Source organism: Actinokineospora diospyrosa (assembly GCF_024171925.1).
Classification (GTDB): domain Bacteria; phylum Actinomycetota; class Actinomycetes; order Mycobacteriales; family Pseudonocardiaceae; genus Actinokineospora; species Actinokineospora diospyrosa.
Genome location: NZ_JAMTCO010000010.1, coordinates 377,179 through 403,756 on the forward strand (window position 1 = coordinate 377,179; position 26,578 = coordinate 403,756).

23 protein-coding genes and 1 tRNA gene are annotated in these 26,578 nt (G+C 70.8%); 21 read left to right on the forward strand and 3 right to left on the reverse strand.

What is annotated here, in order from left to right; all coding sequences use genetic code 11:
* Positions 1–238: 238 nt before the first annotated feature.
* Positions 239–1,561, forward strand: coding sequence for a tyrosine-type recombinase/integrase (locus LV75_RS22020; protein ID WP_253888879.1), 1,323 nt, complete (start codon positions 239–241; stop codon positions 1,559–1,561).
* A 63-nt stretch (positions 1,562–1,624) separates the two neighbouring features.
* Here LV75_RS22020 and LV75_RS22025 read toward each other — a convergent pair.
* Positions 1,625–1,700, reverse strand: a tRNA-Thr gene (locus LV75_RS22025).
* Between the two features lie 207 nt (positions 1,701–1,907).
* Here LV75_RS22025 and LV75_RS22030 point away from each other — a divergent pair.
* The 11 genes from LV75_RS22030 (at position 1,908) to LV75_RS22080 (ending at position 15,115) form a co-directional block, all read left to right on the forward strand.
* On the forward strand, positions 1,908–3,242 hold the full coding sequence (locus tag LV75_RS22030) for a threonine/serine exporter family protein (protein WP_253888939.1): 1,335 nt from the start codon (positions 1,908–1,910) through the stop codon (positions 3,240–3,242).
* A 117-nt stretch (positions 3,243–3,359) separates the two neighbouring features.
* Entirely contained in the window at positions 3,360–4,790 is a 1,431-nt protein-coding gene (locus LV75_RS22035) for an alpha,alpha-trehalose-phosphate synthase (UDP-forming) (RefSeq protein WP_253888880.1), read from the forward strand.
* Positions 4,791–4,826: 36 nt separating this feature from the next.
* Positions 4,827–7,355 (forward strand): trehalose-phosphatase, encoded by a 2,529-nt coding sequence (gene otsB, locus LV75_RS22040; RefSeq protein ID WP_253888881.1) that lies wholly within the window; start codon positions 4,827–4,829, stop codon positions 7,353–7,355.
* A gap of 189 nt (positions 7,356–7,544) precedes the next feature.
* Positions 7,545–7,976, forward strand: a complete 432-nt coding sequence (locus LV75_RS22045; protein ID WP_253888882.1) for a hypothetical protein — start codon at positions 7,545–7,547, stop codon at positions 7,974–7,976.
* A 1-nt stretch (position 7,977) separates the two neighbouring features.
* Positions 7,978–8,556: a DUF3558 domain-containing protein gene (locus LV75_RS22050; RefSeq protein WP_253888883.1), complete on the forward strand. Its 579-nt coding sequence runs from the start codon at positions 7,978–7,980 to the stop codon at positions 8,554–8,556.
* A 12-nt stretch (positions 8,557–8,568) separates the two neighbouring features.
* A complete protein-coding gene (locus LV75_RS22055; RefSeq protein ID WP_253888884.1) occupies positions 8,569–9,861 on the forward strand; it encodes a hypothetical protein in 1,293 nt (430 codons plus the stop codon).
* A gap of 3 nt (positions 9,862–9,864) precedes the next feature.
* The gene (locus LV75_RS22060) at positions 9,865–10,590 is read left to right on the forward strand and encodes an ESX secretion-associated protein EspG (protein ID WP_253888885.1); all 726 of its coding nucleotides are present in this window, start codon (positions 9,865–9,867) and stop codon (positions 10,588–10,590) included.
* A gap of 98 nt (positions 10,591–10,688) precedes the next feature.
* Positions 10,689–11,780, forward strand: a complete 1,092-nt coding sequence (locus LV75_RS22065; protein ID WP_253888886.1) for a hypothetical protein — start codon at positions 10,689–10,691, stop codon at positions 11,778–11,780.
* Complete coding sequence (locus LV75_RS22070; RefSeq protein WP_253888887.1) at positions 11,777–12,928, forward strand: toxic anion resistance protein; 1,152 nt, start codon at positions 11,777–11,779, stop codon at positions 12,926–12,928. Before LV75_RS22065 ends, LV75_RS22070 begins: the two co-directional genes overlap by 4 nt.
* Entirely contained in the window at positions 12,925–14,535 is a 1,611-nt protein-coding gene (locus LV75_RS22075) for a VWA domain-containing protein (RefSeq protein ID WP_253888888.1), read from the forward strand. The genes LV75_RS22070 and LV75_RS22075 overlap by 4 nt, the downstream gene beginning before the upstream one ends.
* Positions 14,522–15,115: a hypothetical protein gene (locus LV75_RS22080; protein ID WP_253888889.1), complete on the forward strand. Its 594-nt coding sequence runs from the start codon at positions 14,522–14,524 to the stop codon at positions 15,113–15,115. Before LV75_RS22075 ends, LV75_RS22080 begins: the two co-directional genes overlap by 14 nt.
* Positions 15,116–15,776: 661 nt before the next feature.
* On the opposite strand, the gene radA is transcribed toward LV75_RS22080, so the two are convergent.
* Positions 15,777–17,135, reverse strand: coding sequence for a DNA repair protein RadA (gene radA / locus LV75_RS22085; RefSeq protein WP_253888890.1), 1,359 nt, complete (start codon positions 17,133–17,135; stop codon positions 15,777–15,779).
* A gap of 48 nt (positions 17,136–17,183) precedes the next feature.
* Positions 17,184–17,900 (reverse strand): copper chaperone PCu(A)C domain-containing protein, encoded by a 717-nt coding sequence (locus tag LV75_RS22090; RefSeq protein ID WP_253888891.1) that lies wholly within the window; start codon positions 17,898–17,900, stop codon positions 17,184–17,186.
* Positions 17,901–18,229: 329 nt separating this feature from the next.
* Here LV75_RS22090 and LV75_RS22095 point away from each other — a divergent pair, with 329 nt between their 5' ends.
* The 9 genes from LV75_RS22095 to LV75_RS22135 all read left to right on the forward strand — a co-directional run bounded on the left by LV75_RS22095 (position 18,230) and on the right by LV75_RS22135 (position 26,420).
* Positions 18,230–18,721, forward strand: coding sequence for a CarD family transcriptional regulator (locus LV75_RS22095; RefSeq protein ID WP_018682461.1), 492 nt, complete (start codon positions 18,230–18,232; stop codon positions 18,719–18,721).
* Between the two features lie 62 nt (positions 18,722–18,783).
* The gene (gene ispD / locus LV75_RS22100; protein WP_253888892.1) at positions 18,784–19,512 is read left to right on the forward strand and encodes a 2-C-methyl-D-erythritol 4-phosphate cytidylyltransferase; all 729 of its coding nucleotides are present in this window, start codon (positions 18,784–18,786) and stop codon (positions 19,510–19,512) included.
* Entirely contained in the window at positions 19,509–19,973 is a 465-nt protein-coding gene (ispF, locus tag LV75_RS22105) for a 2-C-methyl-D-erythritol 2,4-cyclodiphosphate synthase (protein ID WP_253888893.1), read from the forward strand. The genes ispD and ispF overlap by 4 nt, the downstream gene beginning before the upstream one ends.
* Before the next feature lie 185 nt (positions 19,974–20,158).
* A complete protein-coding gene (locus tag LV75_RS22110) occupies positions 20,159–20,551 on the forward strand; it encodes a PPOX class F420-dependent oxidoreductase (RefSeq protein ID WP_253888894.1) in 393 nt (130 codons plus the stop codon).
* 20 nt (positions 20,552–20,571) lie between these two features.
* Positions 20,572–21,264 (forward strand): HAD family hydrolase, encoded by a 693-nt coding sequence (locus LV75_RS22115; RefSeq protein ID WP_253888895.1) that lies wholly within the window; start codon positions 20,572–20,574, stop codon positions 21,262–21,264.
* Between the two features lie 125 nt (positions 21,265–21,389).
* Positions 21,390–22,775: a cysteine--tRNA ligase gene (cysS, locus tag LV75_RS22120; RefSeq protein WP_253888896.1), complete on the forward strand. Its 1,386-nt coding sequence runs from the start codon at positions 21,390–21,392 to the stop codon at positions 22,773–22,775.
* Position 22,776: 1 nt separating this feature from the next.
* Positions 22,777–23,730, forward strand: a complete 954-nt coding sequence (gene rlmB / locus LV75_RS22125; RefSeq protein WP_253888897.1) for a 23S rRNA (guanosine(2251)-2'-O)-methyltransferase RlmB — start codon at positions 22,777–22,779, stop codon at positions 23,728–23,730.
* A gap of 237 nt (positions 23,731–23,967) precedes the next feature.
* Complete coding sequence (locus tag LV75_RS22130) at positions 23,968–25,137, forward strand: DUF445 domain-containing protein (RefSeq protein ID WP_301319620.1); 1,170 nt, start codon at positions 23,968–23,970, stop codon at positions 25,135–25,137.
* Between the two features lie 104 nt (positions 25,138–25,241).
* A complete protein-coding gene (locus LV75_RS22135) occupies positions 25,242–26,420 on the forward strand; it encodes a DUF445 domain-containing protein (RefSeq protein ID WP_253888940.1) in 1,179 nt (392 codons plus the stop codon).
* Positions 26,421–26,578 lie beyond the last annotated feature (158 nt).

Genomic DNA, 26,578 nt, shown 5'->3' on the forward strand with positions numbered 1-26,578 from the left:
AGGGAAGGGCACAGGGGAGCAGCGACAACCAGGGATTTTCCCCTGACCGCTTCCCTACGCCGCTTCCCTGGGCCGACCTGCGCCAACACCCACCAGGGAAGCAGTCCAGGGCCCCGCCGCCACGCCCACAACAGCCCGAAACCGGGCTGTTGCTCCCCTGCCCCCAGCCCTCCCAGGGGGACACGACACCACCCCTTCACGACACAGCCATGCCGCGCGACCTACCGGAAGGACCGATATGCCCCGCAAACCACGCCCCGAGGGGACACGACGCCCCAACGGCGCATCGACCATCTATTTCAGCGAGTACGACCAGAAGTGGCACGGCCGCGTCACCATGGGGGTCAAAGACAACGGCAAACCCCACCGTCCACACGTCAAACGCGCAACCGAAGCCGAGGTGATTGAGGCAGTTCGCGAACTCGAATTGAAGCGCAAGAACGGGGAAGTGACGACACCCGGACGTGTGCCTTCTGTTGGCGAGTGGCTGACACACTGGCTGGAAACCATTGCCACGCCTTCAATCACACCGAATGCTGCAAGCGCCTACAGCTACGCGGTGAACAAGTGGCTTATTCCCGGCGTGGGCGCTCATCGACTGAACCGTTTGCAGCCAGAACACCTGGAAAAGCTCTACGCAAAGATGTTGGCTCAAGGCAAATCACCGGGCTATGCCCACCAGGTGCACCGTACCGTTAAGACAGCGTTGAACGTCGCGGTAGCGCGAGAGAGAATCACGCGGAATCCGGCCAGCCTCGCGAAGGCTCCCAAGCTCGAAGAGACCGAGATTGAACCGTTCACCGAGGAGGAAGCGCAGCGTCTGATCCGTTGCGCCAAGAAGCGCCGAAACGGGGTGCGGTTCATCGTCGGCCTGGCGCTTGGCCTGCGGAAAGGCGAGTCCATCGGACTCAAATGGACCCGGATCGACCTGGCTAAGGGCAAGCTGCGGACGCCGCGCCAACTTCAGCGGCACAAGTGGAAGCACGGGTGCGACGACCCGCACCAGTGCGGGACTACGCGGCACAAGGTCAAACCCTGTAAGCCAGGGTGCGCGCGGCACAAGCGGAAGCCCTGCCCGCCGCCGTGTCCACCGGACTGCGCCGCGCACGCCTCTACGTGTCCCCAGCGGCACGGCGGGGGCCTCCGGGAGGTCCCGGTCAAGTCGCGGGCGGGTCGCCGCTCCGTGGGTCTACCTGGGCCGCTGGTCACCCTGCTGGATGAGCACAAGGAGGTCCAGGACGCGGAGCGGGTCGCCGCGGGCACCGAGTGGCAGGAGGGAGGGTGGACCTTCACTCAGCCCAACGGCAAGCCGATCGACCCCCGCAGGGACCACGACGAGTGGAAAGCCCTGCTGAAGGACGCCGGAGTACGGGACGCCCGGCTGCATGACCTTCGGCACACCGCCGCCACGATCCTCATGGCCCTGGGGGTGCACCCTCGGGTGATCATGGAAATCATGGGCTGGTCGCAGATGTCCATGCTGACCCGCTACCAGCACGTGTCGAGCGACATGGCTACCGACGTGGCCAAGCAGGTCGGGGGTCATCTGTGGGACGAATGAGCCCCTGAGTGAGACCCCCGGCCTCGCCGAGCACGCCCTGGCCAGCATCGCCGCTGGTCAGGGTGGAGCCGGCAGCGGGACTTGAACCCGCAACCTTTCGCTTACAAGGCGAGTGCTCTGCCAATTGAGCTATGCCGGCCTGGTGCCACGCTGGTGGCGCCGCCCCAATGGTAAGGCCGGCGGTGGGCGCGGTTGCGGGGCGGCTCATGATCCGAGACGGTCGGTGGGGCCGAGACGTGAGGAGGTCGGGGTGGCGCGGTTCTCGCAACGGGCCGGGTGGTTGCCGTGGCGGCGGGTCAACGGGCAGCTCAGCGGCAACGGGCACGGTGCCAGCGGGGGGCAGGCCGTGCACGGGCCGCAGCTGCCCGAGGAGCGCACCGTCCACTTCGTGCTGGACCTGGCGCTGCGGATCGGTGAGGTGCAGATGGCCTCGGGGGCCGGTGCCTCCGACGTGACCGCCACGATCATCGCGGTGTCGGCGGCGTACGGGTTGCCGCACTGCGAGGTGGACGTCATCTTCACCTCGATCACCGTGGCGTGCCAGCGCGGTACCGACGAGCCGCCGATCACCTCGCTGCGGGTGGTGCGCTCGCGCGGGCTGGACTACACCCGGCTGGCCGACGTGGAGACCCTCGTCGGCAAGATCACCCGCAACCGGCTGGGGGTGCTGCAGGCGCGGGCCGAGCTGGAGCGGATCACGACCGCGCCGCACCCGTACCCGCGCTGGGTGGCGACGGCGGCGTACGCGGGGATGGCGGCGGCGGTGACCGTCCTCATCGGCGGCGCGGCGGACATGGCGCTGTTCGCCGGGATCATCACCGCCGTGGTCGACCGGGTCGGGCGGTTGCTCAACCGCAGGGCGCTGCCGTTCTTCTTCCAGCAGGTGGTCGGGGGCGCGCTGGCGACGGGCGCGGCGCTGGCGCTGCTGGCCAGCGGGGCCATCACGGCGAAACCGACGCTGCTGGTGGCCGCGGCGATCACCGTGCTGCTGTCCGGGTTGTCGGTCGTGTCGACCGTCCAGGACGCGATCACCGGCTACAACGTGACCGCGGCTGGCCGCACGATGGAGATCTCGCTGATGACGGCGGGCCTGATCGCCGGTGTCGTGCTCGCGCTGAACGTCGCCACCAGGCTCGGCATGGCGTACACACCGCTGGCCGACCCGTTGCCACCCAGCGCGTTCCGGCTCCCCGTGCAGGCGCTCGCCGGTGCCGCGGGCGCCGCGCTGTTCGCCCTGGCGAGCTACGCCAAGCCGCGGGCGCTGCTGGTCGCCTCGGCCGCGGGCGGCGCGGGCACGGCGGTCTACGGCGCGCTCACCCTCGCGGGCAGCAGCCCGATCACCGCCTCCGGGGTGGCCGCCGTGGTGATCGGCTTCGCTGGCGGGGTGATCTCGCGGCGGCTGCGGATGCCACCGCTGGTGGTCGCGGTGTCCGGTCTGGTGCCGTTGCTGCCCGGTCTCACGACCTACCGCGGGCTCTACGAACTCGCCGCCGAGCGGAGCACGACCGGCCTGCCGACGCTGATGTTGGCGGCGGCGATCGCACTGGCACTCGCCGCGGGCGTCGTCCTGGGCGAATACCTGGCCCAGCCGGTCCGGACCGGTCTGAGCAGGTTGGAGCGGCGGCTGTCCGGGCCCCGGCTCTCCGGCCCGTTGCGCCCCACTGAGCGGCGGCTGGAGTAAACCCCCCGCGGGCGTGAGAGTCGCCACGCGCGCTCACCCTGGTCGCAGGACGCGGGGAGTGCCCGCAGTGGTTAGCCTCAAACCGGGCATCCCCCGGTCTGAGGAGGCACGTCAGGCGTGAGCAGCGAAAACGGTGCGGAGTTCATCGTGGCCGCCAACCGGCTGCCGGTCGACCTCGAGCGCCTGCCGGACGGCAGCCAGCGGTGGAAGCACAGCCCCGGCGGTCTGGTCAGCGCGCTGGAGCCGTTCCTGCGCAGCCACAGCGGTGCCTGGGTCGGCTGGCCCGGGGTGGCCGACGTGGAGGTCGACGAGTTCACCGAGGACGGTCTGCGGCTGTACCCGGTGTCGCTGACCGCGGACGAGGTGCGCGACTACTACGAGGGTTTCTCCAACGCGACGCTGTGGCCGCTCTACCACGACGTGGTGGCGCCACCGGAGTTCGACCGCGGTTGGTGGGACAGCTACGTGAAGGTCAACCACCGCTTCGCCGAGGCCTGCGCGAAGGTGGCGGCCCAGGGCGCGACGGTGTGGATCCAGGACTACCAACTGCAACTGGCGCCCGCGATCCTGCGCGAACTGCGGCCGGACCTGAGGATCGGCTTCTTCCTGCACATCCCGTTCCCGCCGACCGAGCTGTTCATGCAGCTGCCCTGGCGCGCGGAGATCGTGCGCGGGCTGCTCGGCGCCGACCTGATCGGCTTCCACCGGCCCGGTGGCGCGCAGAACTTCCTGTGGCTGGCGCGGCGGCTGCTCGGCCTGGAACCGACCAGGGGCGCGGTCGGCGTGCGCACCCGCCCCGGTGTCATCCAGCTCGGCGACCGCGCGGTCCGGGTCGGCGCGTTCCCCATCTCCATCGACTCCGCGGGCCTGGACGCGTTGTCGCGCAAGCGGGAAACCGTCGCGCGCACCCAGCAGATCCGCGCGGACCTGGGCAACCCCAAGAAGGTCATCCTCGGGGTGGACCGGCTCGACTACACCAAGGGCATCGACGTGCGGCTCTACGCGCTGCAGGAGTTGCTCAGAGAGGGCCGGGTCGACCCGGCCGAGGTCGCGATGGTGCAGCTGGCGACCCCGAGCCGCGAGCGGGTCGAGCACTACCAGCGGATGCGCAGCGACATCGAGCAGGTCGTGAGCCGGATCAACGGCGAGTTCGGCCGGATCGGCCGCCCGATCGTGCACTACCTGCACCAGTCGATCGGGCGGGCCGAGCTGTCGGCGTTCTTCTCCGCCGCCGACGTCATGCTGGTGACGCCGCTGCGGGACGGGATGAACCTGGTGTGCAAGGAGTACGTGGCTTGTCGGCACGACCTCGGTGGCGCGCTGGTGCTCTCCGAGTTCGCGGGCGCCGCGGCCGAGCTGACGAGCGCCTTCCTGGTCAACCCGCACGATTTGGACGGCGTGAAGAACGCCATGCACGCGGCCCTCACGATCGATCCAGCAGAGGGTCGCCGTAGGATGCGCGCGCTGCGGCGACAAGTGTTGACCCACGACGTCGACCGGTGGGCGCGCTCGTTCCTCGACGCGTTGGACCCAGAACACGCCCACTGAGCAGACCCGCCCCGAGAACGAGCCAAGGAGAAGGCGTTGACCGCCGAGGCCCTCCCCGCCGAGCTGCGCCGCGCCATCGTGCAGATAGCCCGCACACCCCGACTGCTGGTCGCCTGCGACTACGACGGGACGCTGGCCCCGATCGTCGAGATCCCCGAGAACGCCCGCCCGCACACCGAGTCGGTCGGCGCGCTGCGCTCGCTGGCCGGTCTGCACGAGACCACCGCAGCGGTCATCTCCGGTCGGGCGCTGCGCGACCTGGCGACGCTGTCGCGCCTGCCAGCCGAGGTGCACCTGGTCGGCAGCCACGGTTCCGAGTTCGACGTGGGGTTCGTGCACGCGCTCGACGCCGAGGCGCGCGACCTGCACCGCCGGATCGAGGCGGAGCTGGAGAAGCTGACCGAGGGCGCCGAGGGCGTGCACCTGGAGGTCAAGCCCGCCAGCATCGCGGTGCACGTGCGCCGCGCGGCGGCCGGGGTGGCCGAGGAGGTGCTGGGCAAGGTCCGCACCGGGCCGTGCACGTGGACCGGGGTCCAGGTGACCGAGGGCAAGGCGGTCATCGAGCTCGCGGTGGTCCAGACCGACAAGGGCCACGCGCTCGACGTCTTGCGCCACCAGGCAGGCGCGACCGCCGCGGTCTTCGTCGGCGACGACGTGACCGACGAGAAGGCGTTCGCCCGGCTGCAGGGCCCCGACCTCGGCGTGAAGGTCGGCGACGGCGAGACGCTCGCCGGGTACCGCATCGACGACCCGGTGTCCGTCGCGACCATGCTGGCGCTGCTGCTCGAGGAGCGGCGCAACTGGCTCTACGGCGGGCAGGCGCCGCCGATCGAGCGGCTGTCCATGGTGGCCAACGAGCGCTCGGTCGCGCTGGTCACCCCGGACGCACGGCTCACCTGGCTGTGCCACCCGGAGCCGGACTCGGCCGCGGTGTTCGCCGACCTGCTCGGCGGTCCGACGGCCGGGCACTTCTCGGTGTCCCCCGAACGTGGCGGATTGCCGCTGGGGCAACGGTACCTGCCGGGCACGATGACGGTGGAGACCCGCTGGTCGGGCCTGCTGGTCACCGACTACCTCGAGCACGACGTGCCCGCGCACCGCACCGACCTGACCCGGGTGCTGTCCGGCTCGTCGGCCGCGGTCGTGGAGTTCGCGCCCCGACCGGAGTTCGGCCAGGTGCAGGTGCGGCTGGAGGCGACGCCGGACGGGCTGCTGGTGCTGGGCACCTCGGACCCGATCGCGCTGCGCGCCCCCGGTGTGGTCTGGGAGATCACCAGCGACGGGCAGGTGGACTCGGCGCGCGCGGTCGTGCAGCCGACCCCGGACGCGCCGGTGGTGTTCGAACTGCGCTGCGGCACCAGGGACCTGTCCGCGCACCCGGTCGCCGAGGCGCAGCGCAAGTCCCGCGCGGCGGCGTACTGGACCGAGTGGCTGGACACGCTCGTGCTGCCACCGGTGGAGAAGGACCTGGTCGCCCGCTCGGCGCTGACCCTGCGCGGCCTGTGCCACAGCGAGACCGGCGCGATCATGGCCGCGGCCACCACCTCGCTGCCCGAGGAGATCGGCGGCATCCGCAACTGGGACTACCGGTACTGCTGGCTGCGCGACGCGTCGATGACGGCGAAGGCGCTGGTGTCGCTGGGGTCCACTGTGGAGGCCGAGGCGTTCCTGGGCTGGGTGCACGGGGTGCTCGCCACCATCCCCGGCCCGGAGCGGCTGCACCCGCTGTACACCATCGCGGGCACGACGCTGGGCCCGGAAGCGGTGATCGACACGCTGCCCGGGTACGCCGGTTCGCGACCGGTGCGGGTCGGCAACCTGGCCAACCAGCAGGTGCAGCTGGACGTGTTCGGGCCGGTGGTCGACCTGGTCGCGGCGCTCGCCGAGGTCAAGGGGTCGCTCTCGGATGGTGACTGGGCGATGGTCGAGGCGATGGCCGAGGCGGTCACCCGGCGCTGGCACGAGCCCGACCACGGCATCTGGGAGGAGCGGCACCGCCCGCGCCACCACGTGTACTCGAAGGTCATGTGCTGGCTGACCATCGACCGCGCGATCAAGCTCGCCGAGGCCCACGACCGGGCGGTGCACGCCGACTGGCCCGGCCTGCGCGACACCATCGCCGCGGACGTGCTCACCAACGGCTGGAACGACGAGGTCCGCTCGTTCACCACCGCCTACGACGGCACCGACCTGGACGCGGCCACCCTGATGATCGGCATGGTCGGCCTCATCGACCCCACCGACGAGCGGTTCCAGGCCACCGTGACCGCCACCGAGGCCGAACTGCGCTCCGGCTCCACCGTCTACCGCTACCACCGCGACGACGGCCTGCCCGGCGACGAGGGCGGCTTCCACATCTGCGCGGCCTGGATGATCGAGGCCTACCTGCTCACCGGCCGCCGCCCGGAGGCCGAGGACCTGTTCGCCCAGATCGTGAACGCGGCGGGACCGACCGGGTTGCTGCCGGAGGAGTACGACCCGGTGGCGGAGCGCTCGTTGGGCAACCACCCGCAGGCGTACTCGCACCTCGGTTTGATCCGCTGCGCGCAACTGCTTTCCGCTTAACCCGCGTTACTACTTCCGAGGGGTGGACCGAGAACCGGTCCACCCCTCGTTTGTTCACTGTCGGTCAAAGTACGCCGAACCACTGATGACCCGAACGGTGCAGGGCGGACGAAAAACCGCCAACGGCGGGCTTTTCGCCACACAGCGTTGCTACTCTCTCCCCGCACCGCACCGTCGAGGGGGATTCCCATGCCAGATGGCGACATAGCGGCGTCCGTCGACCGGCAGATCAGCGTGCAGGTGGGCAAGGGCCCGGTGCTGACGTACCAACTCCCCAGCGAAGTCGCCAGCGGCAGCGGCAGGAGCGGCCACTTCCAGTTCGAAAGCATCTCAGCGCTCGACGCGCTCATCGCCCGGTGGCACGTCGTCCTGACCAAGATCTCCGCGAACGCCAGGACTCTGGAAGAGAGCCACGAAACGATCCGCCCACCGGCGGGCGATGGCATGAGCGCCAATGAGGTCAACGCAACGAAGTTCAGCGTGCAGTCGGCCCTCGACCACAATATCCAGATGCATGAGTACACCAAGGCGTATCTGGAAAAGCTCATCGCCGCACGCAATGCGTACGCGGCGACCGAGGCGCGGAACACCGTGATCGTCCGCACCTCGGAAGGACGCTGACGTGCGCCGCTACATGATCGTTGTCGGGATGGTGACGGCCGCGCTGCTGGCCGCCTGTTCCGAGCCGGGCACGCCCGTAGCAGGCTCATCCGGCACACCGAGCCCGACGACCAGCGATACCGACGGGGCATCGCTGAAGGTGAAAGATCCCATTGAACCGGGGCGATTCCTCGCCGAGCCGTGCGCGGTCCTCACCAGGGCCCAGTCGACCGGCCTGGGCTGGGAAGCCGAAGGCACCCCGCACAAGGCGGGGCAGAAGAACGCGTCCTGCGATTGGGACACCAAAGACCTGGCGAACTACTCTTTCGGCTGGCTCGACGAGTACAACCAGAGCATTACCGACACGTACCGGGTATTCAAGGACAATTCGGCGTACTTCGAGCCGATTTCAATCGACGGATACCCCGCCGTTTTCCATTCCGGCACCGACAACCGTCAACGCGGCCATTGCAACTTGGTTGTGGGAATTCGTGACAACCTCACCTTCCACGTCAGCGCGCTCGGCGGACCGGGACCAGAGGCGTGCGAGACGTTGCGCGAAATGGCGACCCTGGCGATCACCAACCTGAAAGCGGGGTAGGCCGTGGACCTGATGGCCTGGTTCAAGGGGTTGACCGGCGAGGAGATCTACGCGAACTTCCACAACGGCGCGGGTACCAGGCCACTGGAGCGCGCAGCGGAAACGGTAGCCCAGGTCGCCCAGCAGTACGGCGAGGTCGCCGGAGAAATCGCGCAGATCACGCGAACGATGGAAGAGGCTTGGTCTGGAGCGGCCAGCGGTGCGGCGATGCGGGGCGCTGAGCCGCTCGAGGCGGAGCACGATGCCGCGGCGTCCGAGTTGACCAAGGTGCAGAGCGTGACCATGGACCAGGTGGCGTTGTTCAACGGGATCAAGAGGGTGGTGCAGCCGATCCCTCCCATGCCGCAACAGCCGGGCTGGTGGGACAACCTGACCACCTTTGGTCGGGCAGCGCTGACCTACGAGGCCGAGACGGCCCGGTACAACACCGCGAACAAGATCAACGTCGATGCGATGCGGGTGTACGAGGACCAGACGACCAGCAACGCCTCGGCCATGCCCACCTCGTTCGGGGCCACAGCGATCGACCGGCCCGGGGTCGTGGAAACGCCACCGACGCCACCGGCCGAACCGGTACCCCCGACACGGGTCCGACCGCCGGTGCCGGTTCGGAACCGGGTGGCAGCCACCCACGAGCCCGTCGTGACCCGGGCGCCTGCCCGGTCGGGGACCGAGCAGCAGCGGGTCGGTACCGGCGAAGTCCAGGCGCACCAACAGCAGCGGACGGATCCGAGTCAGGTCGCGCCGCGGCCGCCTGCGGTGGCTCCGCGGCCGGGCCCGAATCCGGGACAGCTGCCCGGGTATCCGCCGCCAGGTGTGCGGCCGCCGGTCGTCGTGCTGCCGCCGGTGCGGATGCCGGGTGGTGGGTCTACGACGGGGTCGGTGGGGACCACCGGTGGGCGGTTCGGGGGTGGTGGCGGCCAGCCGGGGCAGCAGGGCGCCGGGAGCCACAGTGGACAGCGGGTGCCGACCGGGACCGAGCAAGGGCGCGGTTTCTCGGCCCGCGGGCTCGGGGCCGAGGCGGGACGCGGGTTTGGGGCCGAGGCGGGACGCGGGTTCGGGCCGGAGGGGGCCAGGACGGGCGTGGGGCCGACCGAGGGCGTTCGAGGGTCCGGGGTGTCCGAAGGGGCAAGGGGAGCGGGCCAGGGACGAGCGGGCGGCGGGTTGCCGACGGGCGGGGGAGGTGCGGCCGGACCGGGGGAAGACGACCTGGAGCGATCGGCGCCCGCGTACCTCGTCGTGCCGGATCCCGAGGCGCTGTTCGGGACCGACGCGGTCACCGCTCCCCCGGTCATCGGTGAGTGACCGTTGCTGGACAGACCGCTGGAGTTGTCCGTGCACGCGGTGCAGCGCATCGCCCGGGTCGAGGAACTCGGCGAACTGCACGTGACCCTGGCGCCCACCCCGGTGTGGCTGCCCAGGGACGAGGAGCGGGCGCAGGACGCCGCTGCGCTGCGCGCGCTCGCCGAACTGGGCGAAGTGGACAGCCGGGGGCGGGTCGACCCCGACCTGCGGGCGACCCTGGCGCTGCTGTGCCGCCCGCGCACCGAGTTCTACGGGTGGATCACCAGCGGTGACCGCACGATCGCCGCCCTGGCCGCCGCGGCCGGGCGGGACGCCGTGCTGGCCGTGCGGGTGGGCGAGACCCTCCACTTGCGACAAATCGACCCCGACCGCCTGCCGGACGCGCTCGTCGCCCAGGTGCCGGACGCCGCGCCCGGGCGCGGCCAGGCGATCACCGTCACCCCGGCCGAGCCCTCGACCCGCCAGTACACGACGACGTCCAGGGCAGCCCCGGAACTCGCGTTGGCGCAACGGATCGCGAGCTTGCCGACGACCGGCGGCGGGCAGCTGTACGTGGCCGTGCGCGACAACCACAACCGGCGGACCGCGGTGCCGCAGCCGGTGCGCTACGCCGACACCAGCGGGGGTCGCTGGCTCAACCTCACCCTGCCCGGCAACCGGGTGCTCATCGCCCCGGCGAGCAAACCCGCGCTGGCCAAGCGGTTGCGCGACCTGCACCAGGGCTTATAAGTCGCCTGACATTCACGCTGGGTTCATGTCCCGTCCGCGCAATCCCCCGTCGTAGGGGTTGTGGGCCGGGGATGATCGGCCCAGCGAGGAGGGGGCGCATGAAACGTCGGATCAGCATCGGTCTGGCTGTGGTGTTGCTCGCGGCGGTCGTGGCGGCGATCGTCTTCGGCTCGGGCGGTGACGAGGGCACCCCGGCAGACCAGGCCCAGGTGGTGCGGGGCGTCGGCGGTTCGGAGAAGGCGGCGTTCTTCGCCGACCCGCGGGTCGGCGAGGCGTTCGGCAAGCACGGTCTGCGGGTCGAGTTCGACGCCGCGGGCTCGCGGCAGATCGCGACCGCGGTGGACCTCGGCCCGTACGACTTCGCGTTCCCGTCGTCGCGCCCGGCCGCCCAGCGGATCGCGGTCGACAAGAAGGTCACCAAGTCGTACACGCCGTTCCGGTCGCCGATGGCGGTGGCGACGTTCGCGCCGATCGCCGACCTGCTGACCGCCCAGGGCGCGGTGCACAAGGGCCTCGGCGAGTACCAGGTGCTCGACGTGGCCAAGTACCTGGAGCTGACCGCCACCGGCACCCGCTGGGACCAGTTGCCCGGCAACACCGCCTACCCGGTGCGCAAGAACGTGCTGATCACGACCACGGACCCGCGCGACTCCAACTCCGCGGCCATGTACCTGGCGCTGACGTCGTACGTGCTCAACGGCAACGCCGTCGTCAGCACCCCGGACGCCGAGGCGAAGGTGCTGCCCACGGCGGCGAAGTTGTTCATCGACCAGGGTTACACGCAGAACAGCAGCGAGGGCCCGTTCGAGGACTACCTGGCCGCGGGCATGGGCAAGGCGCCGCTGGTGTTCATCTACGAGTCGCAGTTCCTGGACCGGCAACTGCGCGGCGACGGCTCGATCCGACCGGACATGCGGCTGCTGTACCCGCAGCCGACCCTGCTCTCCGAGCACACCCTGGTGCCGCTCAAGGGCAACGGCGACCGGGTCGGCGAGCTGCTGACCACCGACCCGGGCCTCAAGCGGCTCGCGGCCGAGTTCGGCTTCCGCACCGACGACCCCAAGACGTTCCTGGACGTGGTCGCGGGCAAGAAGCTCAACGCCCCGGCCGACCTGCTCGCCCAGGCCGACGTGCCCAGCTACGAGACGCTGGAGCGGCTGCTCACCGAGATCGCGAGGCACTACCGGTGAGCGGACTCGCGTTGACCCCGCCCGATCCGGTCGCCCCGGTCCCGCTCGACCGGGCAGCCGGGCTCATCCCGGTCGACGACGCGACCCGGGTGGCGGCCGTCGCGAAGGCCGAGCGGTTCACCGCGGAGCTGACCGCGCTCGACCCGCGCTCCCCCGGCTTCACCGACAAGGTCGACGACCTGCTCGCGCTCGGCGAGGCCGACATGCGCGTCGCCGCCGGTATCGCCACCGCGCTGCTGGACCGGTCGGTCGGCACGCTGGCGACCGCGCAGGGCGGCTCCCAGCAACGGATCACCACGAGCCTGGTCGAGTTGCGCCGCACGGTCACCGAGCTGGACCCGGGTGGCGTGCCGCTTCAGCGCAAGCTGTTCGGCGTGATCCCGTTGGGCAACAGCGGGAAGCGGCTGCTCGACCGGTACCAGGCCGCGCACGCGCCGATCAACCAGCTCATCGTCGACCTGCGCACCCGCCAGGACCAGCTGCGCCGGGACAACGCCGCGATCAAGGGCGAGCGGGCACGGCTGTGGGAGAACATGGCCCGGTTGGCCGAGTCGGCCGCCTTCGCCGAGGCGCTGGACGCCGCGATCGACCGGCAGGCCGGGATCTTCGACCTCGCCGACCCGACCGCGGCCACCTCGTTGCGCGCCGACGTGCTGCTGCCGGTGCGGCAACGGCACCAGGACATCCTCACCCAGCTCGCGGTCAGCGCCCAGGGGCATCTCGCGCTGGACCTGTTGCGGCGCAACAACGACGAGCTGATCCGCGGCGTGGAGCGCGCCTGCACGACCACCGTGGCGGCGTTGCGGATCGCGCTGGTGGTCAGCGGCGGTCTGGCCAACCAGCGCGCGGTGCTGGACGAGATCGACGCGTTGCGCGGCACCACCGACGAGCTGATGCGGGTCAACAGCACGCTGCTCGAGCAGCACACGACCCAGATCCAGCAGGCGGCCGGGGATCCGGCGGTCGGCGTGGCGACCATCCGCGAGTCGTTCGACCAGATCCTGCGCGCCATCGACGCGGTGGACCAGTTCCGGGCGGGCGCGACGGTGAACATGGCCACCACGGTCGCCTCGCTCACCGGGGAACTGCGCCGCACCACTGAGCACTTGCGCCGCTCACACGACAGCGAGACCGGGGGACAACCATGAAGCGCGCCATCGCGACCGCTTTAGCCGTCGCCGCCCTGGTGGCGGGGTGCTCGTCGGACGGGGAGCAGCCACCGGTCAACCCGGCCGAGCCCGGCCGGTTGCGGGTCCTTGCGGGCAGCGAGTTGGCTGACCTGAAACCGGTGCTGGACCAGGCAGCGCAGGCGACCGGCGTCCAGGTCGAGTTCACCTTCACCGGCACCATCGAGGGCGCGGAGATCCTGGCCAGCGGGAAGGCCGACGGCCGCTTCGACGCGGTCTGGTTCTCGTCCAACCGCTACCCGCAGGCGCTGCCCGAGGCGGCGCGCAGGCTCGGCACCCAGACGAAGATCGCGACCTCACCGGTCGTGCTCGGCCTCTCCCGGGCGAAGGCGACCGAACTGGGCTGGGCGGACAAGCCGGTCACCTGGACCGACATCGCGCAAGCCGCGGCGGACAAGAAGTTCAGCTACGGCATGACCGACCCGTCCGCGTCGAACTCCGGGTTCTCCGCGCTGGTCGGCGTCGCCTCGGCGCTGGCGGGCACCGGGTCGGCGATCAGCGCGACCGAGATCAGCGCGGTCACCCCGCGGCTGAAGGGCTTCTTCGCCGCCCAGACCATGCGCGCGGGCTCCTCCGGCTGGCTGTCGGAGGCCTACCAGCGGCGCGCCACCGGCGAGGACCCTGGCGCGGAAGTCGACGGCCTGATCAACTACGAATCGGTGCTGCTCTCGCTCAACGCGGGCGGCAAGCTCCCCGAACCGCTGACCCTGGTGTACCCCAGCGACGGCGTCGTCACCGCCGACTACCCGTTGACCGCGCTCAAGGACGCCCCGGAGCACGTCCGGGCCGACCACCGCAAGCTCACCGACTACCTGCGGGAGCCGGACGCGCAGCGGGAGATCATGTCCCGCACGCACCGCAGGCCCGCGGTACCCACGGTGGAGCTGACCAAGGACTTCACCGCGCAGACCCTGGTCGAACTGCCGTTCCCGGCCACCGAGCAGGCCTTCGACGCGCTGCTGATGGCCTACTTCGACGAGATCCGCCGCCCGTCGCGCACCGTGTACGTGCTCGACGTGTCCGGCTCGATGGACGGCGAGCGGATCACGTCGCTGCGCGGCGCGCTGGTGGGGCTCACCGGCGCGAACAACGACCTGGTCGGCCGGTACCGGCGGTTCCACGGGCGCGAGGAGGTCACCTTCATCCCGTTCAGCGACCAGCCGCAGCAGCCGATCTCGTTCTCGGTGCCGGAGTCGAACCCGCAGGGCGAGCTCGACCGGATCAAGTCGGCCGCGGAGGGCTTGGACTCCAGCGGCGGCACGGCGATCTACACGAGCCTGGATCGCGCGTACCAACTGCTGCAGGCCCAACCGGACGACGGCAGGTTCACCTCGATCGTGCTGATGACCGACGGGGAGAACAACAGCGGCCAGGACTACGCGGATTTCGAACGGGCGCAGGCGAACCGCGACGAGCGGCTCAAGGGCGTGCCGGTGTTCACGGTCCTGTTCGGCGAGGGCAACAAGGGCGAGATGGAGAACGTGGCGCGCCGCACCGGTGGGAAGGTGTTCGACGCGCGGGACACGGACCTGCAGCACGTGTTCCGGGAGATCCGTGGCTACCAGTGACCGGGTCGTCCGCTACCTGGGATCGACCAAGAACCTCGTCGGCTGCGTCGCGGGCCTCGGCGGCGTCGGCCTGCACCTGATCGGCTTCGCGGGCGCCTTCTGGCTGCCCGTGATCGCCGGGCTGTACCTGGTGGGCGCCCTGGCAGCCCCACCCGAACGCATCCACCTCGCCGTCGACCCGACCCAGGCAGCGACCCAACTGCGCGATGACCTGGACGCCCTGATGACCAAGGTCCGCGCCGAGTCCAAACGCATGCCCGACGGCGCCCTGGACCGGTTGGCCCGGGTGGACCGAGCCCTGGCCGCCGTCCTCGCCCGCCCCGACGCCCTAGCCGCCGACCCAGAAACCTCCCACGGCGTGACCCGGCTGGTGCGCGTGGACGTGCCCCTTGCCGTGGAGACGTACCTGAACCTCCCCTGGTGGATCAGCGTCGCCAAACGCTCCGCGGCCAGCGAACTCCTGGCCCAACTGGAACTCCTCGAAGCCGACGCCGAGAAAGTCGCCGCCCACTTCTTCGCCGAAGACCTCCGCCGCCAGTCCGACCACACCCGCTACCTCCGCGACCGCGCCGAGGACTAGCCCACGGTTCTTCAAGATCGAGCGCACCGAGCAGCCCCCGAATCCAGCCTACCGAGCGGCTGCCGCATGACAGAAGGCTGAACCCGTCGCATGTGGATGGTCCGGGCCGTTGTGGACAGACCTTCTTGTGGCCCATCCCTTGCCTCATCCACAACCCCCGGGCTTGTCCACCGGCGCTCGGTTGGCCCGCATCGCGGCCACAGATCCCAGTAGGCTGGATTCGGGGGCTGCCAATCGCGCCTTGATCTTGAACGGCCAGCACGCCATCCACAACCGCGCACACCATCCACAAGCCACCGCTCAAGCACCCATTCCGGCCGCCACTCCCGGTAGACTGGATTCGGGGGCTGCTCAGCGCACTCGATCTTGAAGAACAGCGCACCCCGCCGACCAGCCACCTCGGTAGACCAGGCTCGAGCGCCGCCGCGGCTTCAGGTGCGCCATCCACAGGCCGCGAACCAGCTACCTCAGCGGACCAGACTCCCCGGCTAGCCAGCACACTCAACCCAACGACCGGTGCGTCATCCACAACCGCGCGCGCCATCCACAGGCCGACAGTGAGCCGCCCATTCCACCCGCCACCCTCGATAGACTGGATTCGGGGGCTGCTCAGCGCATTCGATCTTGAGGTCGGCGCACCACGCTCTTGACCGAAGCGGACCTAGCCGCGCAGGACCTGCAGGTTGTTCATCGCCGAAGCCAGGTCGCCGACGACGCGGGCTTCGATGCCCTCTGGCAGCTCGCCCGAATCGGGCGGTATCAACGCCTTCGTGAAGCCCAGCCGCGCGGCCTCGGTCAGCCGGGCCCGGACCCCGGACACCCGGCGCACCTCACCGGCGAGGCCGACCTCCCCCAGCACCACCAAGTCGTGCGGCAGCGCCACATCCCGCGCAGCCGTCGCCACCGACAACGCGATAGCCAAGTCGGCAGCGGGCTCGGCGATCTTCATCCCGCCCACCGTCGCGGTGAACACGTCCGCGTCGCCCAGGCGGATCCCGCCTCGGCGTTCCAGGACGGCCAGGACCATCGCGACTCGGGCCGAGTCCAAACCGGACACTGCCCGGCGCGGGGTTCCCAAGTGGGACTTGGCGACCAGCGACTGCACCTCACCCAGCAGCGGTCGCTTGCCCTCCACCGCCACCGTCACCGCGGTGCCCGCCACCCCGGTGTCCCGCCGGTTGAGGAAGAGCCCGGACGGGTCCGGGACGCCGATGATGCCGCCTTCGACCAACTCGAAGCAGCCGACCTCGTCCGCGGGGCCGAACCGGTTCTTCACCCCCCGCAGCAACCGCAGCGCCGAGTGCCGGTCCCCCTCGAAGTGCAGCACCACGTCGACCAAGTGCTCCAGGACCCGCGGCCCCGCGATCGACCCCTCCTTGGTCACGTGCCCCACCAGCAGCACCGGCAGCCCGCGTTCCTTCGCCAGCGCCACCAACGCCGCCGTGACCGCACGCACCTGGGTCACGCCACCCGGCGCGCTGTCCACCGCGGGCGACGACATCGTCTGGACCGAGTCCACCACCAGCAGCCCGGGCCGGACAGCGTCCACGTGCCCCAGCACCGCGGCGATGTCGCTCTCAGCGGCCAGGAACATCGCCTGGTGCACGTTGCCGGTGCGCTCGGCCCGCAGTCGCACCTGCCCGGCGGACTCCTCGCCGGTCACGTAGAGCGTCGGCCCGTACTCGCCGTCGCGGGCGGCCCAGCGGTAGGCGACTTCGAGGAGCAGGGTGGACTTCCCGACGCCCGGTTCGCCTGCCAGGAGGACGACCGCGCCGGGCACCAAACCGCCGCCCAGCACCCGGTCGAGCTCGGGCACACCGGTCTGGCGGGCCTTGGCGGCCTCGATGTCGACCTCGGCGATCGGGCGGGCGGGCGCGCTGGGCGCACCGGCCGCGACCTTGCTCCGGGGCGCGCCGACCTCTTCCAGGCTGCCCCAGGTCTGGCACTCCGGGCACCGGCCGAACCACTTGGCCACGGCGTGCCCGCACTCGGCACAGCGGTAGCTGGACTTGGTCACCACTCAGCGCACGCTAGCGCGCGGCACCGACAAGACCGGAACCCGACGAGATCAGTGCTCGCCCGCGGCGTGCTCCTCGCGCGGCCCGTTAGGGGCGGCGACCGGGATGTTGACGGTGACCGGACCGGCCTTCTCGAACACGAAGGTCACCGGCACGTTCTTGCCCGGGTAGACCTTGTCGGCGAGTCCCTTGAGGACGATCTCCAGCTTGCCCAGCTGCACCTTGGTGGTGGTCGTGGTGGGCGTCACCGAGGTGGCGGCGACCGAGCTGGAGGTCGTGCTGGGGGCGCCGGAGGTGGGCTTGCCCGCGGACGTGGCCGAGGTCGGCGCGACCGTGGTCGTAGTGGTCGGCGTCGGCGTCGTAGGCGCGCTGGACTTGCCGTCAGTCTCTTCGCCTGCCTTGCCGACGACGAGGGCCACGCCGCCGGGCAGCGCGGTGTCGCCAACGAGCTCGACCTCGGCGGCCAGCGGGCTGGTGACCTCGACGAGCTTGTCCGCGGTGCCACCGATGTTGACGATCGACAGCGAGAGCGGGGCGTCGGCGCCCTTGGCGTAGTGGCCCGCCTCGGGGTACGCGAGGACGGCGTCGCGCAGCGCGACCTGGCCGGTCTGGGCGAGCGCGCCGTTGACCGCGGGCAGCTGCGAGTCGGTCTGGGTGATCTGGCCGGAGCTGCACGCGGCGGTCGCCAGGACGGCGGCGATACCGAGGCCCAACACGGCCGGGGCGAGGCGCAGCCTGCCGGTCGAGTTCTGCTGTGCACGGCTCACGGGGGCTCCTGCGTCGCTAGCGGACTTTCACCTACCGGCTCAGGAGCCTAGCCGGGACGGGCCAACGGGCCCGCGCGTGGGCGCACAATCACCCTTCGGATGTCACCACGATCACGTGGCCGCCCCCCGCCACCGCGCCGGTGGGCCAATTGCGAGATCCACTTCCCCGCTGACCCGCGCCAATGGGCGGCTGAGTACGCGCCCGGAGCACTTGTCAACCCCCGACTGTTCCCTGATGTGGCCCTTGACCTGCACAGACGTTCACACGCTCATCTCCTGGGCGGTGCGACTCGTGTTAAGCTTGGCGTAGCGAAAGGGGCAGAGGACACATGGTTTTCAAGGTCGGAGAGACCGTCGTCTACCCGCACCACGGTGCCGCACTCATCGAAGCGATCGAGACCCGCGTGATCAAGGGCGAGGAGAAGAAGTACCTCGTCCTCAAGGTCGCGCAGGGTGACCTCACCGTCCGCGTCCCCGCAGACAACGCCGAGATCGTCGGCGTGCGGGACGTCGTGGGTCAAGAGGGCCTCAACCGCGTGTTCGACGTGCTGCGCGCTCCGCACACCGAGGAGCCGACCAACTGGTCGCGTCGGTACAAGGCCAACCTGGAGAAGCTCGCCTCGGGCGATGTGAACAAGGTTGCCGAAGTGGTGCGGGACCTCTGGCGGCGGGAGAAGGACCGTGGCCTGTCCGCCGGTGAGAAGCGGATGTTGGCCAAGGCGCGGCAGATACTGGTCAGCGAATTGGCGCTGGCCGAGGGCACCGACGAGGACAAGGCCGAGGTCCTGCTCGACGAGGTCCTGGCCACCGCGACCGTCTAACCTCCCAGGCACACCCGCACGTCCCGACCGGGCCACGGCGGAACGGCCCGACTGAGACGTGCATGACACCCCAACCGGAGCGCACGACCACCCCCGAGCAGGTCAACGCCGTGGCGATCGTGCCTGCGGCTGGCCGAGGCGAACGCCTCGGCTTCGGGGTACCCAAGGCGCTGGTCCCCGTGCGGGGGACCGCTCTGCTCACCCATGCCGTGCGCGGCCTGCTCGACGCGGGCTGCGTACGGCATGTTGTGGTTGCGGCCCCGCCCACCGAGGTCGAGGGCACCGCTGAGCTGCTGCGGGCCGCCGGGTTGACCGCGGCCGTCGTGGCGGGCGGCGCGGACCGCACGGACTCGGTCCGGCGCGCGCTGCGGCACGTGGTCGAGATCATCCCGGACGCCCGCGTGGTGCTGGTCCACGACGCGGCGCGCGCGTTCACCCCGGGAGCGGTCATCCGGTCGGTCGTGGCCGCCGTGGCCGCTGGCGCACCCGCTGTCGTGCCGGTGCTGCCGGTCGCCGACACCGTCAAACAGGTTGATCCGGCGGGTACGGTGCTCGCCACCCCCGACCGCGCCGCGCTGCGCGTGGTGCAGACCCCCCAGGGCTTCGACACGGCCACCCTGACCAGGGCTTATGCCGAGGCGGGCGATTCGGCGACGGACGACGCGGGGCTGGTCGAGCAGATCGGCGTGCCGGTCGCCACGGTGCCCGGCCACCACTATGCGATGAAAATCACAACCCCCTTTGACCTGGCGATTGCCGAATTCATCCTGTCGGCGGGAGAGGCTCCGTGAGAGTCGGGATCGGCACCGATGTTCACCCGATCGACGTAGACCGCGAGTGCTGGATCGCGGGTCTGCACTGGCCCGGCGTCCCCGGCTGCCTCGGCGACTCCGACGGCGACGTCGCCGCGCACGCGCTGTGCGACGCCCTGCTGTCGGCCGCGGGCCTCGGCGACCTGGGCGCGGTGTTCGGCACCGGCGACCCGCGCTGGGCGGGCGCGCACGGGGTGGTGCTGCTCGGCGAGGTGCGGACCCGGGTCGAGGCGGCCGGTTTCCGGGTGGGCAACGCGGCGGTCCAGGTGATCGGGACGCAGCCCAAGATCGGCAAGCGGCGGGCGGAGGCCCAGGAGGTCCTGTCGGCGGCGGTGGGCGGGCCGGTCTCGGTGTCCGGGACGACGACGGACGGGCTCGGGTTGACGGGGCGCGGCGAGGGTATTGCGGCGGTCGCCACGGCGCTGTTGCTGGTGCAGTAGTCAGCGGCTGCTCCGTCCGGCGGCTGCCTGTGTGAGGGCCCTCGGTGGCGCCTCAACAAGCGGGCTTTGAGCGGGGGTGCACGCGCAGGGCTCTGCGGATCCCTGAATCCCTTGCGAAGCACCCGTGTCACCTGCTGGTTCTCACCGGTTGAGCAGGCAGTGGCGGTCGGCCGTACGTTCTGGGCATGGCACCAGCACTGTCCGAGGGCGCCCAGGCCCTCCTCGACGGACCCAATTTCGCCACCTTGGCGACGCTCAACCCGGATGGCAGCCCGCAGACCTCCGTGCTGTGGGTGCGCCGCGACGGGGACGACCTGTTGCTCTCCACGGTGGCGGGCAGGCAGAAGGAGAAGAACCTGCGGCGCGACCCCAGGGTGAGCGTCACGGTGATCAACAAGGACAACCCGTACAGCTACCTCGAGTTCCGCGGCGTGGCCACGCTGACCACCGAGGGCGGCCACGAGCTGATCAACGAGCTGTCGGAGAAGTACAGCGGCCAGCCCTACACCGGGGACACCCCGGACACCGTGCGGGTCGTGGTGCGCATCACACCGGAGCGGATCACCGGGCACGCGTAGCGACCTCTAGCGTGGACGCCGTGGGCATCCGCGGCGTCCTGCTGGACTTCTCCGGGACCCTGTTCCGCCTGGAACCGGGGACCGGGGCTGTCGACGGCCTGCACCAGCGGGACGGCAGCGCGCTCACCGCGGGGCGCTACGCGGACCTGCTGGCCCTGATGACCGTGCCGACCGGTGTCCCGGCGCACCTGCCCGCGGACCTGCACGACGCCTGGCACCGCCGTGACCTCGACCCCGAGGTGCACCGCGCCGCCTACCAGGCCTCCCTCTCGCACTCCGACCTCGGCCTGGCCGAGGGGGTCGCCGCACAGCTGTACGACCTGATGCTGGCGCCGTCGTCGTGGCACCCCTACCCGGACACCGAGGCCGCCCTGCGCCTGCTGCGCGCGAAGGGCCTGCCGGTGGCCGTGGTCAGCAACATCGCCTGGGACATCCGCGACACGTTCGCGCACCGGGGCCTGGCCGACCTGGTCGACGCGTACGTCCTGTCGTACGCGGTCGGCGTGGTGAAGCCGGACGCCAAGATCTTCGAGATCGCCTGCGAGCGGCTCGGCGTCGCGCCCGCCGAGGCGCTGATGATCGGTGACAGCGCGGAGGCCGATGGGGCGGCCGCGGCGCTCGGCTGTCGATTCGAGCGGGTGGAGCCGCAGGCGACCGCGAATCGCCCGGACGCGCTGCTCGGCGCGTTGCGCACGCACGGGATCGCGGACTAAGAAGCCACGCGAGCGGGTGCGGTGACCGGCAGCAACCGGCCACTACCCAAACCGGGCACGGGTGGGCGATGCGTGACCCGTACCATTTCCCCCAACCAACGCTGTGCTCCCACCAGGAGATAGTCGTGTCCCTGCACATCTACGACAGCGCGAGCCGCACCTCGCGCCCGTTCGCGCCACTGACCCCCGGGATCGCCTCGATCTACGTCTGCGGTGCGACGGTGCAGGGCGTCCCGCACATCGGGCACGTGCGCAGCGGCCTCAACTTCGACGTAGTGCGCCGCTGGCTCGCCCATGGCGGCCTCGACGTGCGCTTGGTGCGCAACGTCACCGACATCGACGACAAGATCCTGGTGAAGGCCGCGGATGCGGGCAGGCCGTGGTGGGAGTGGGCCGCGACCCACGAGCGGGCCTTTGACTCTGCCTACGACGCTCTGGGCTGCCTTCCGCCGTCTGTGTCGCCGCGCGCGACTGGTCACGTCACGCAGATGATCGAGCTGATGCAGCGGCTCATCGACGACGGGCACGCCTACGCCTCCGGTGGCGACGTCTACTTCTCCGTCTCCTCTTACGCTGCCTACGGCGAATTGTCGGGCGCGAAGCTTGACGAGGTGCAGCAAGGCGAGTCTGCCGCGCAGTGCAAGGTCGACCCGCGTGACTTCACGTTGTGGAAGTCGGCGAAGCCGGGCGAGCCGTCCTGGCCGACCCCGTGGGGCAACGGCAGGCCCGGCTGGCACCTGGAGTGCTCGGCCATGGCCCGCACCTACCTCGGCGCCGAGTTCGACATCCACGGCGGCGGGATCGACCTGGTGTTCCCGCACCACGAGAACGAGCAGGCCCAGTCGCGGGCCGCCGGTGACGGGTTCGCCCGGTACTGGATGCACAACGCGTGGGTCACCATGAGCGGCGAGAAGATGTCGAAGTCGCTGGGCAACGTGGTGTCGATCCCGGAGATGCTGAACCGGGTGCGCGCCCAGGAACTGCGGTACTACCTGGTCGGGCCGCACTACCGGTCGACCATCGAGTACTCCGAGGCCGCGCTCGAGGAGTCGGTGCGCGCGTTCGGCCGGATCGAGGCCTTCGTGCGCAAGGTCGTCCAGCGGACCGGGGTGGTGGCCCCCGGCTCGGTGAGCGCGGAGTTCGCCGCCGCGATGGACGACGACCTGTCCACCCCGGCCGCGCTGGCCGCGGTGCACAACCAGGTCCGGCACGGCAACTCCGCGCTGGACTCCGGCGACGACACCGCGGCGCGCGCCGCCGCGTCGTCGGTGCGCGCGATGACCGGGGTGCTCGGGCTCGACCCGCTGCTGTGGGCCGAGGACACACCGGGCGAGGGCGGGGTGCTGCAGGCGTTGACCGCGTTGGTCGACGGGCTGCTCGAGCAGCGGACCCAGGCCCGCGCCGATCGCGACTTCGCGCTCAGCGACGCGATCCGAGACCGTCTGCTGCACGCGGGCGTCGCCGTCGAGGACACCCCCGGCGGTCCACAGTGGACAGTGAAGGACAGCTGACGTGGCAGGCAATTCCCAGCGCCGGGGCGCGATGCGCAAACCGGGCTCCAAGAAGGGCGCCGTCGTCGGCTCCGGCGGTCAGCGGCGCAGGGGGCTGGAGGGCAAGGGCCCGACCCCCAAGGCGGAGAACCGGCCGGGGCACGCCGCCAACCGCCGCGCCAACGCGACGGCCAAGCGCTCGGCCAAGACCCAGGACAAGGGCAGCAACGAGCTGGTCGCGGGCCGCAACCCGGTCGTCGAGCTGCTGCGCGCGAACGCGCCAGCGACCGGTCTGTACGTGGCGCTGGGCATCGAGGCCGACGACCGCGTCGCCGAGTCGGTGCGCCTCGCCGCCGACCGCGGCATCTCGGTGCTGGAGGTCTCCCGCCCGGAACTCGACCGGCTGACCTCCGGCGCGATGCACCAGGGGCTGGCGCTGCAGGTGCCGCCGTTCGAGTACGCGCACCCGGACGAGCTGCTGGAGGCCGCCGCGAGCACCGGCGAGCCGCCGCTGATCGTGGCCCTCGACGGCGTCACCGACCCGCGCAACCTGGGCGCCGTGGTCCGCTCCGCCGCCGCGTTCGGCGCCAACGGGGTCCTGCTGCCGCAGCGCCGTAGCGCTGGCATGACCGCGGTCGCCTGGCGCACCTCGGCCGGTACCGCGGCCAAGCTCCCGGTCGCGGTCGCGGTCAACCTGACCCGCCAGCTGCGCGCCTTCGCCGACCAGGGCCTGATGATCATCGGCCTGGACGCCGACGGCACGATGGAGTTCGACAACCTCGACCTGGCCACCTCCCCCCTGGTCATCGTGGTCGGCTCCGAGGGCCGCGGCCTGACCCGCCTGGTCCGCGAGGCCTGCGACGCCACCGTCTCCATCCCCATGTCCGCTGGCGTCGAGTCGCTCAACGCCTCGGTCGCCGCCGGGGTCGTCCTGGCCGAGGTCGCCCGCCGCCGCCGCGCGGCCGGTCGGATCTAGTGGCGCGACCCAGAACGTCGACCCACTAGCGCACGCCGCGCCAAGACGGGGACCCCTGCCCGGGTGGGCCGGGGTCCCTTTGTCGATCTGCTGGAGAAAGCGGGTAGATCTCGCGCACGACCGGGGACCCGGGCCGGTGCCGTGCGAGACTGCGGTGGTCCTGTTTGGAGGGTGAGCCGGGTGGACTGGGCTGGGATCGCGGCGGACCTGCGGGAGCACTGGCCGGTCTACCTGTCGATGCCGCTGGTGGCCGCGGTGATCGGGTACGTGACCAAGCGGGCCGCGATCGAGATGATGTTCCGGCCGCTGGAGTTCGTGGGGATCGGGCCGCTGGGGTGGCAGGGGGTGATCCCGCGCAACGCGCGGCGGATGGCCTCGGTGGCCATGGAGCTGATGACCACCAACCTGATCGAGCCGCGCGAGGTGTTCGGGCGGCTGGACCCCCAGCGGGTCGCCGAGGAGTTGCGGGAGCCGATCGAGCGGGCGGTCGACGAGATCGCGCGCGAGGTGTTGGCGCGCTACCAGCCGAACCTCTGGGAGCTGTTGCCCAGGCAGGCGCAGGAGCGGGTGCTGGGCCGGATCCGCGCGGAGGCGCCGAAGGTCGTCGAGCGGTTGATGCGGGAGGCCGCCGAGGACATCGACGCGCTGCTGGACGTCAAGGCCATGGCGGTGCGGGCGCTGGTGCGCGACAAGGCGGTGCTCAACCGGTTGATCCGCGACACCGCGGCGCCGGAGATGCGGTTCATCGCCCGGTCGGGGATCTGGTTCGGGCTGGTCATCGGGTTCGTGCAGCTCGCGACCTGGGCGGTGACGAAGAACCCGTGGGTGATGCCGGTGTTCGGCGGGCTCACCGGCTGGCTGACCGACTGGCTGGCGCTCAAGATGATCTTCTTCCCCCGGCTGCCCAGGCGGTTCCTCGGGGTGCGCTGGCAGGGGATGTTCCAGCGCAGGCGGCTGGCGGTGGCCCGCGACTACGGCGAGCTGATCGCGGGCGAGATCCTGACCGTGGCCAACGTGCTGGAGGCGGTGCTGACCGGGCCGGGCGCCCAGCGGCTGCACCGGATGGTCGAGCGCGAGGTGCGCCGGTCCATCGACGAGCAGGCGAGCTTCGCCAAGCCGCTGGTGGTGGCGGCCGTCGGGTCGCGGCGCTACCAGGAGATGAAGGCGGCCGCGGCGCGCGGCGCGATCGAGCACGTGCCGGACACCGTGCGCCACATCGAGGGCTACGCGACCGACGCGCTCGACATCCGGGCGACCATCGTGCGGCAGATCCAGGGGCTGACCCCGCTGCAGTACGAGGGGCTGCTGCGGCCCGCGTTCCGCCAGGACGAGTGGAAGCTGATCACCGTCGGCGCGGTCATCGGGTTCCTGGTCGGCGAGCTGCAGGTCTTGCTGCTGCTGCACTGAACCCGGGCTAATCTACTAGCGGGTCAACAAGTGGGAGGGGTCGTTTCGTGAACGTCGACGCGATCCTCGACGACCTCTCCCGGCACTGGCCGGTCTACCTGTCGATGCCCTTCGTGGCCGCGGTGATCGGCTACGTCACCAAGCGGGTCGCCATCGAGATGATGTTCCGGCCGCTGCACTTCGTCGGCATCGCGCCGCCCTGGCTGGGCTGGCAGGGCGTGGTGCCGCGCAACTCGGCGCGGATGGTCCGGGTGTCCGCCGAGCTGATCACCAGCAGGCTGGTCGACCCGCGCGAGGTGGTCGAGCGGCTGGACCCCGACGAGATCGCCAGGCAGATCCAGGGGCCACTGCTGGTCACCGTGGACCGGATCGCCCGCGAGGTGCTGGAGACCCACCACCCGCAGCTGTGGGAGATGCTCCCGGTGCTGGCCCAGGACCTGATCATCAAGCAGGTGCAGGCGGGCTCCCCGGCGCTGGTCCGCCGGGTGATGGCCGAGGTCAGGGCCAACATCGGCGACGTGCTCGACGTCGGGCAGGTCGCGGTGACCGCGCTGGAGCGGGACAAGGAACTGCTGGTCCGGCTGGTGCGCGACATCTCCCGGCCGGAGATGGCCTTCATCGCCCGCTGCGGCATCTACTTCGGCTTCGCCCTCGGCGTGGTGCAGACGGTCGTGTGGGCGCTGACCAGGGAACCGCTGGTGCTGCCGATCTTCGGCGCGGCGATCGGCTGGTTCACCGACTGGCTGGCGATCAAGCTGGTGTTCTTCCCCCGCGAACGCACCAAGCTCCTGGGGGTCTTCTCCTTCCAGGGCGTCTTCCAACGGCGCCGCGCCGAGGTCGCCCGCCAGTACGGGGACCTGATCGCCCGCGAGGTGATGACGGTGCCCAACATCGTCGAGGGCGTGCTGCGCGGCCCGCGCTCGGACCGGCTGCTGGCGATGATCCAGCAACTGGTCCGCAAGTCGGTCGACGAGCAGGCCAGCATCGCCAAACCGTTCGTCGCGATCGCCGTCGGCACCCGCCGATTCCAAGAGATGAAGCACGACGCCGCGGACAAGGCCCTGGCCCACCTGGACAGCACGGCCCTGCAGGCCGAGCCGTACGCGACCAAGGCCCTGGACATCGGCAACACGATCGCGGCGAAGATGAACCAGCTCACCCGGGTCGAGTACGAGGGCCTCCTACGACCCGCGTTCCGCCAGGACGAGTGGAAGCTCATCGCGGTGGGCGCGGTCATCGGCGCTCTGGTCGGACACCTGCAGGCCCTGCTCATGCTGGGCTGACGTGCTAGTGGCGCAACCCGCCCAACGTTCTGAGTCGAGCCGCTAGGGCTCGGACGCGGGGGCCTGAGTGCGTGGGTCGGCTCGATGGGGCGAACTTGTTTTGCGCGGGGCCCCTACGACACCCGTGCTGGGCTCAAAAGCTGGGGGCCAAAGGGACG

Bases quoted from the DNA above. Each gene is read 5' to 3' on its own strand.
- LV75_RS22020 (WP_253888879.1), top strand. From the start codon at position 239: ATGCCCCGCAAACCACGCCCCGAGGGGACACGACGCCCCAACGGCGCA.
- LV75_RS22110 (WP_253888894.1), top strand. From the start codon at position 20,159: ATGGCACCAGCACTGTCCGAGGGCGCCCAGGCCCTCCTCGACGGACCC.
- LV75_RS22065 (WP_253888886.1), top strand. From the start codon at position 10,689: ATGAAACGTCGGATCAGCATCGGTCTGGCTGTGGTGTTGCTCGCGGCG.
- LV75_RS22135 (WP_253888940.1), top strand. From the start codon at position 25,242: ATGCCCTTCGTGGCCGCGGTGATCGGCTACGTCACCAAGCGGGTCGCC.
- LV75_RS22045 (WP_253888882.1), top strand. From the start codon at position 7,545: ATGCCAGATGGCGACATAGCGGCGTCCGTCGACCGGCAGATCAGCGTG.
- LV75_RS22075 (WP_253888888.1), top strand. From the start codon at position 12,925: ATGAAGCGCGCCATCGCGACCGCTTTAGCCGTCGCCGCCCTGGTGGCG.
- ispD (WP_253888892.1), top strand. From the start codon at position 18,784: ATGACACCCCAACCGGAGCGCACGACCACCCCCGAGCAGGTCAACGCC.
- LV75_RS22130 (WP_301319620.1), top strand. From the start codon at position 23,968: ATGCCGCTGGTGGCCGCGGTGATCGGGTACGTGACCAAGCGGGCCGCG.
- LV75_RS22095 (WP_018682461.1), top strand. From the start codon at position 18,230: ATGGTTTTCAAGGTCGGAGAGACCGTCGTCTACCCGCACCACGGTGCC.
- LV75_RS22055 (WP_253888884.1), top strand. From the start codon at position 8,569: ATGGCCTGGTTCAAGGGGTTGACCGGCGAGGAGATCTACGCGAACTTC.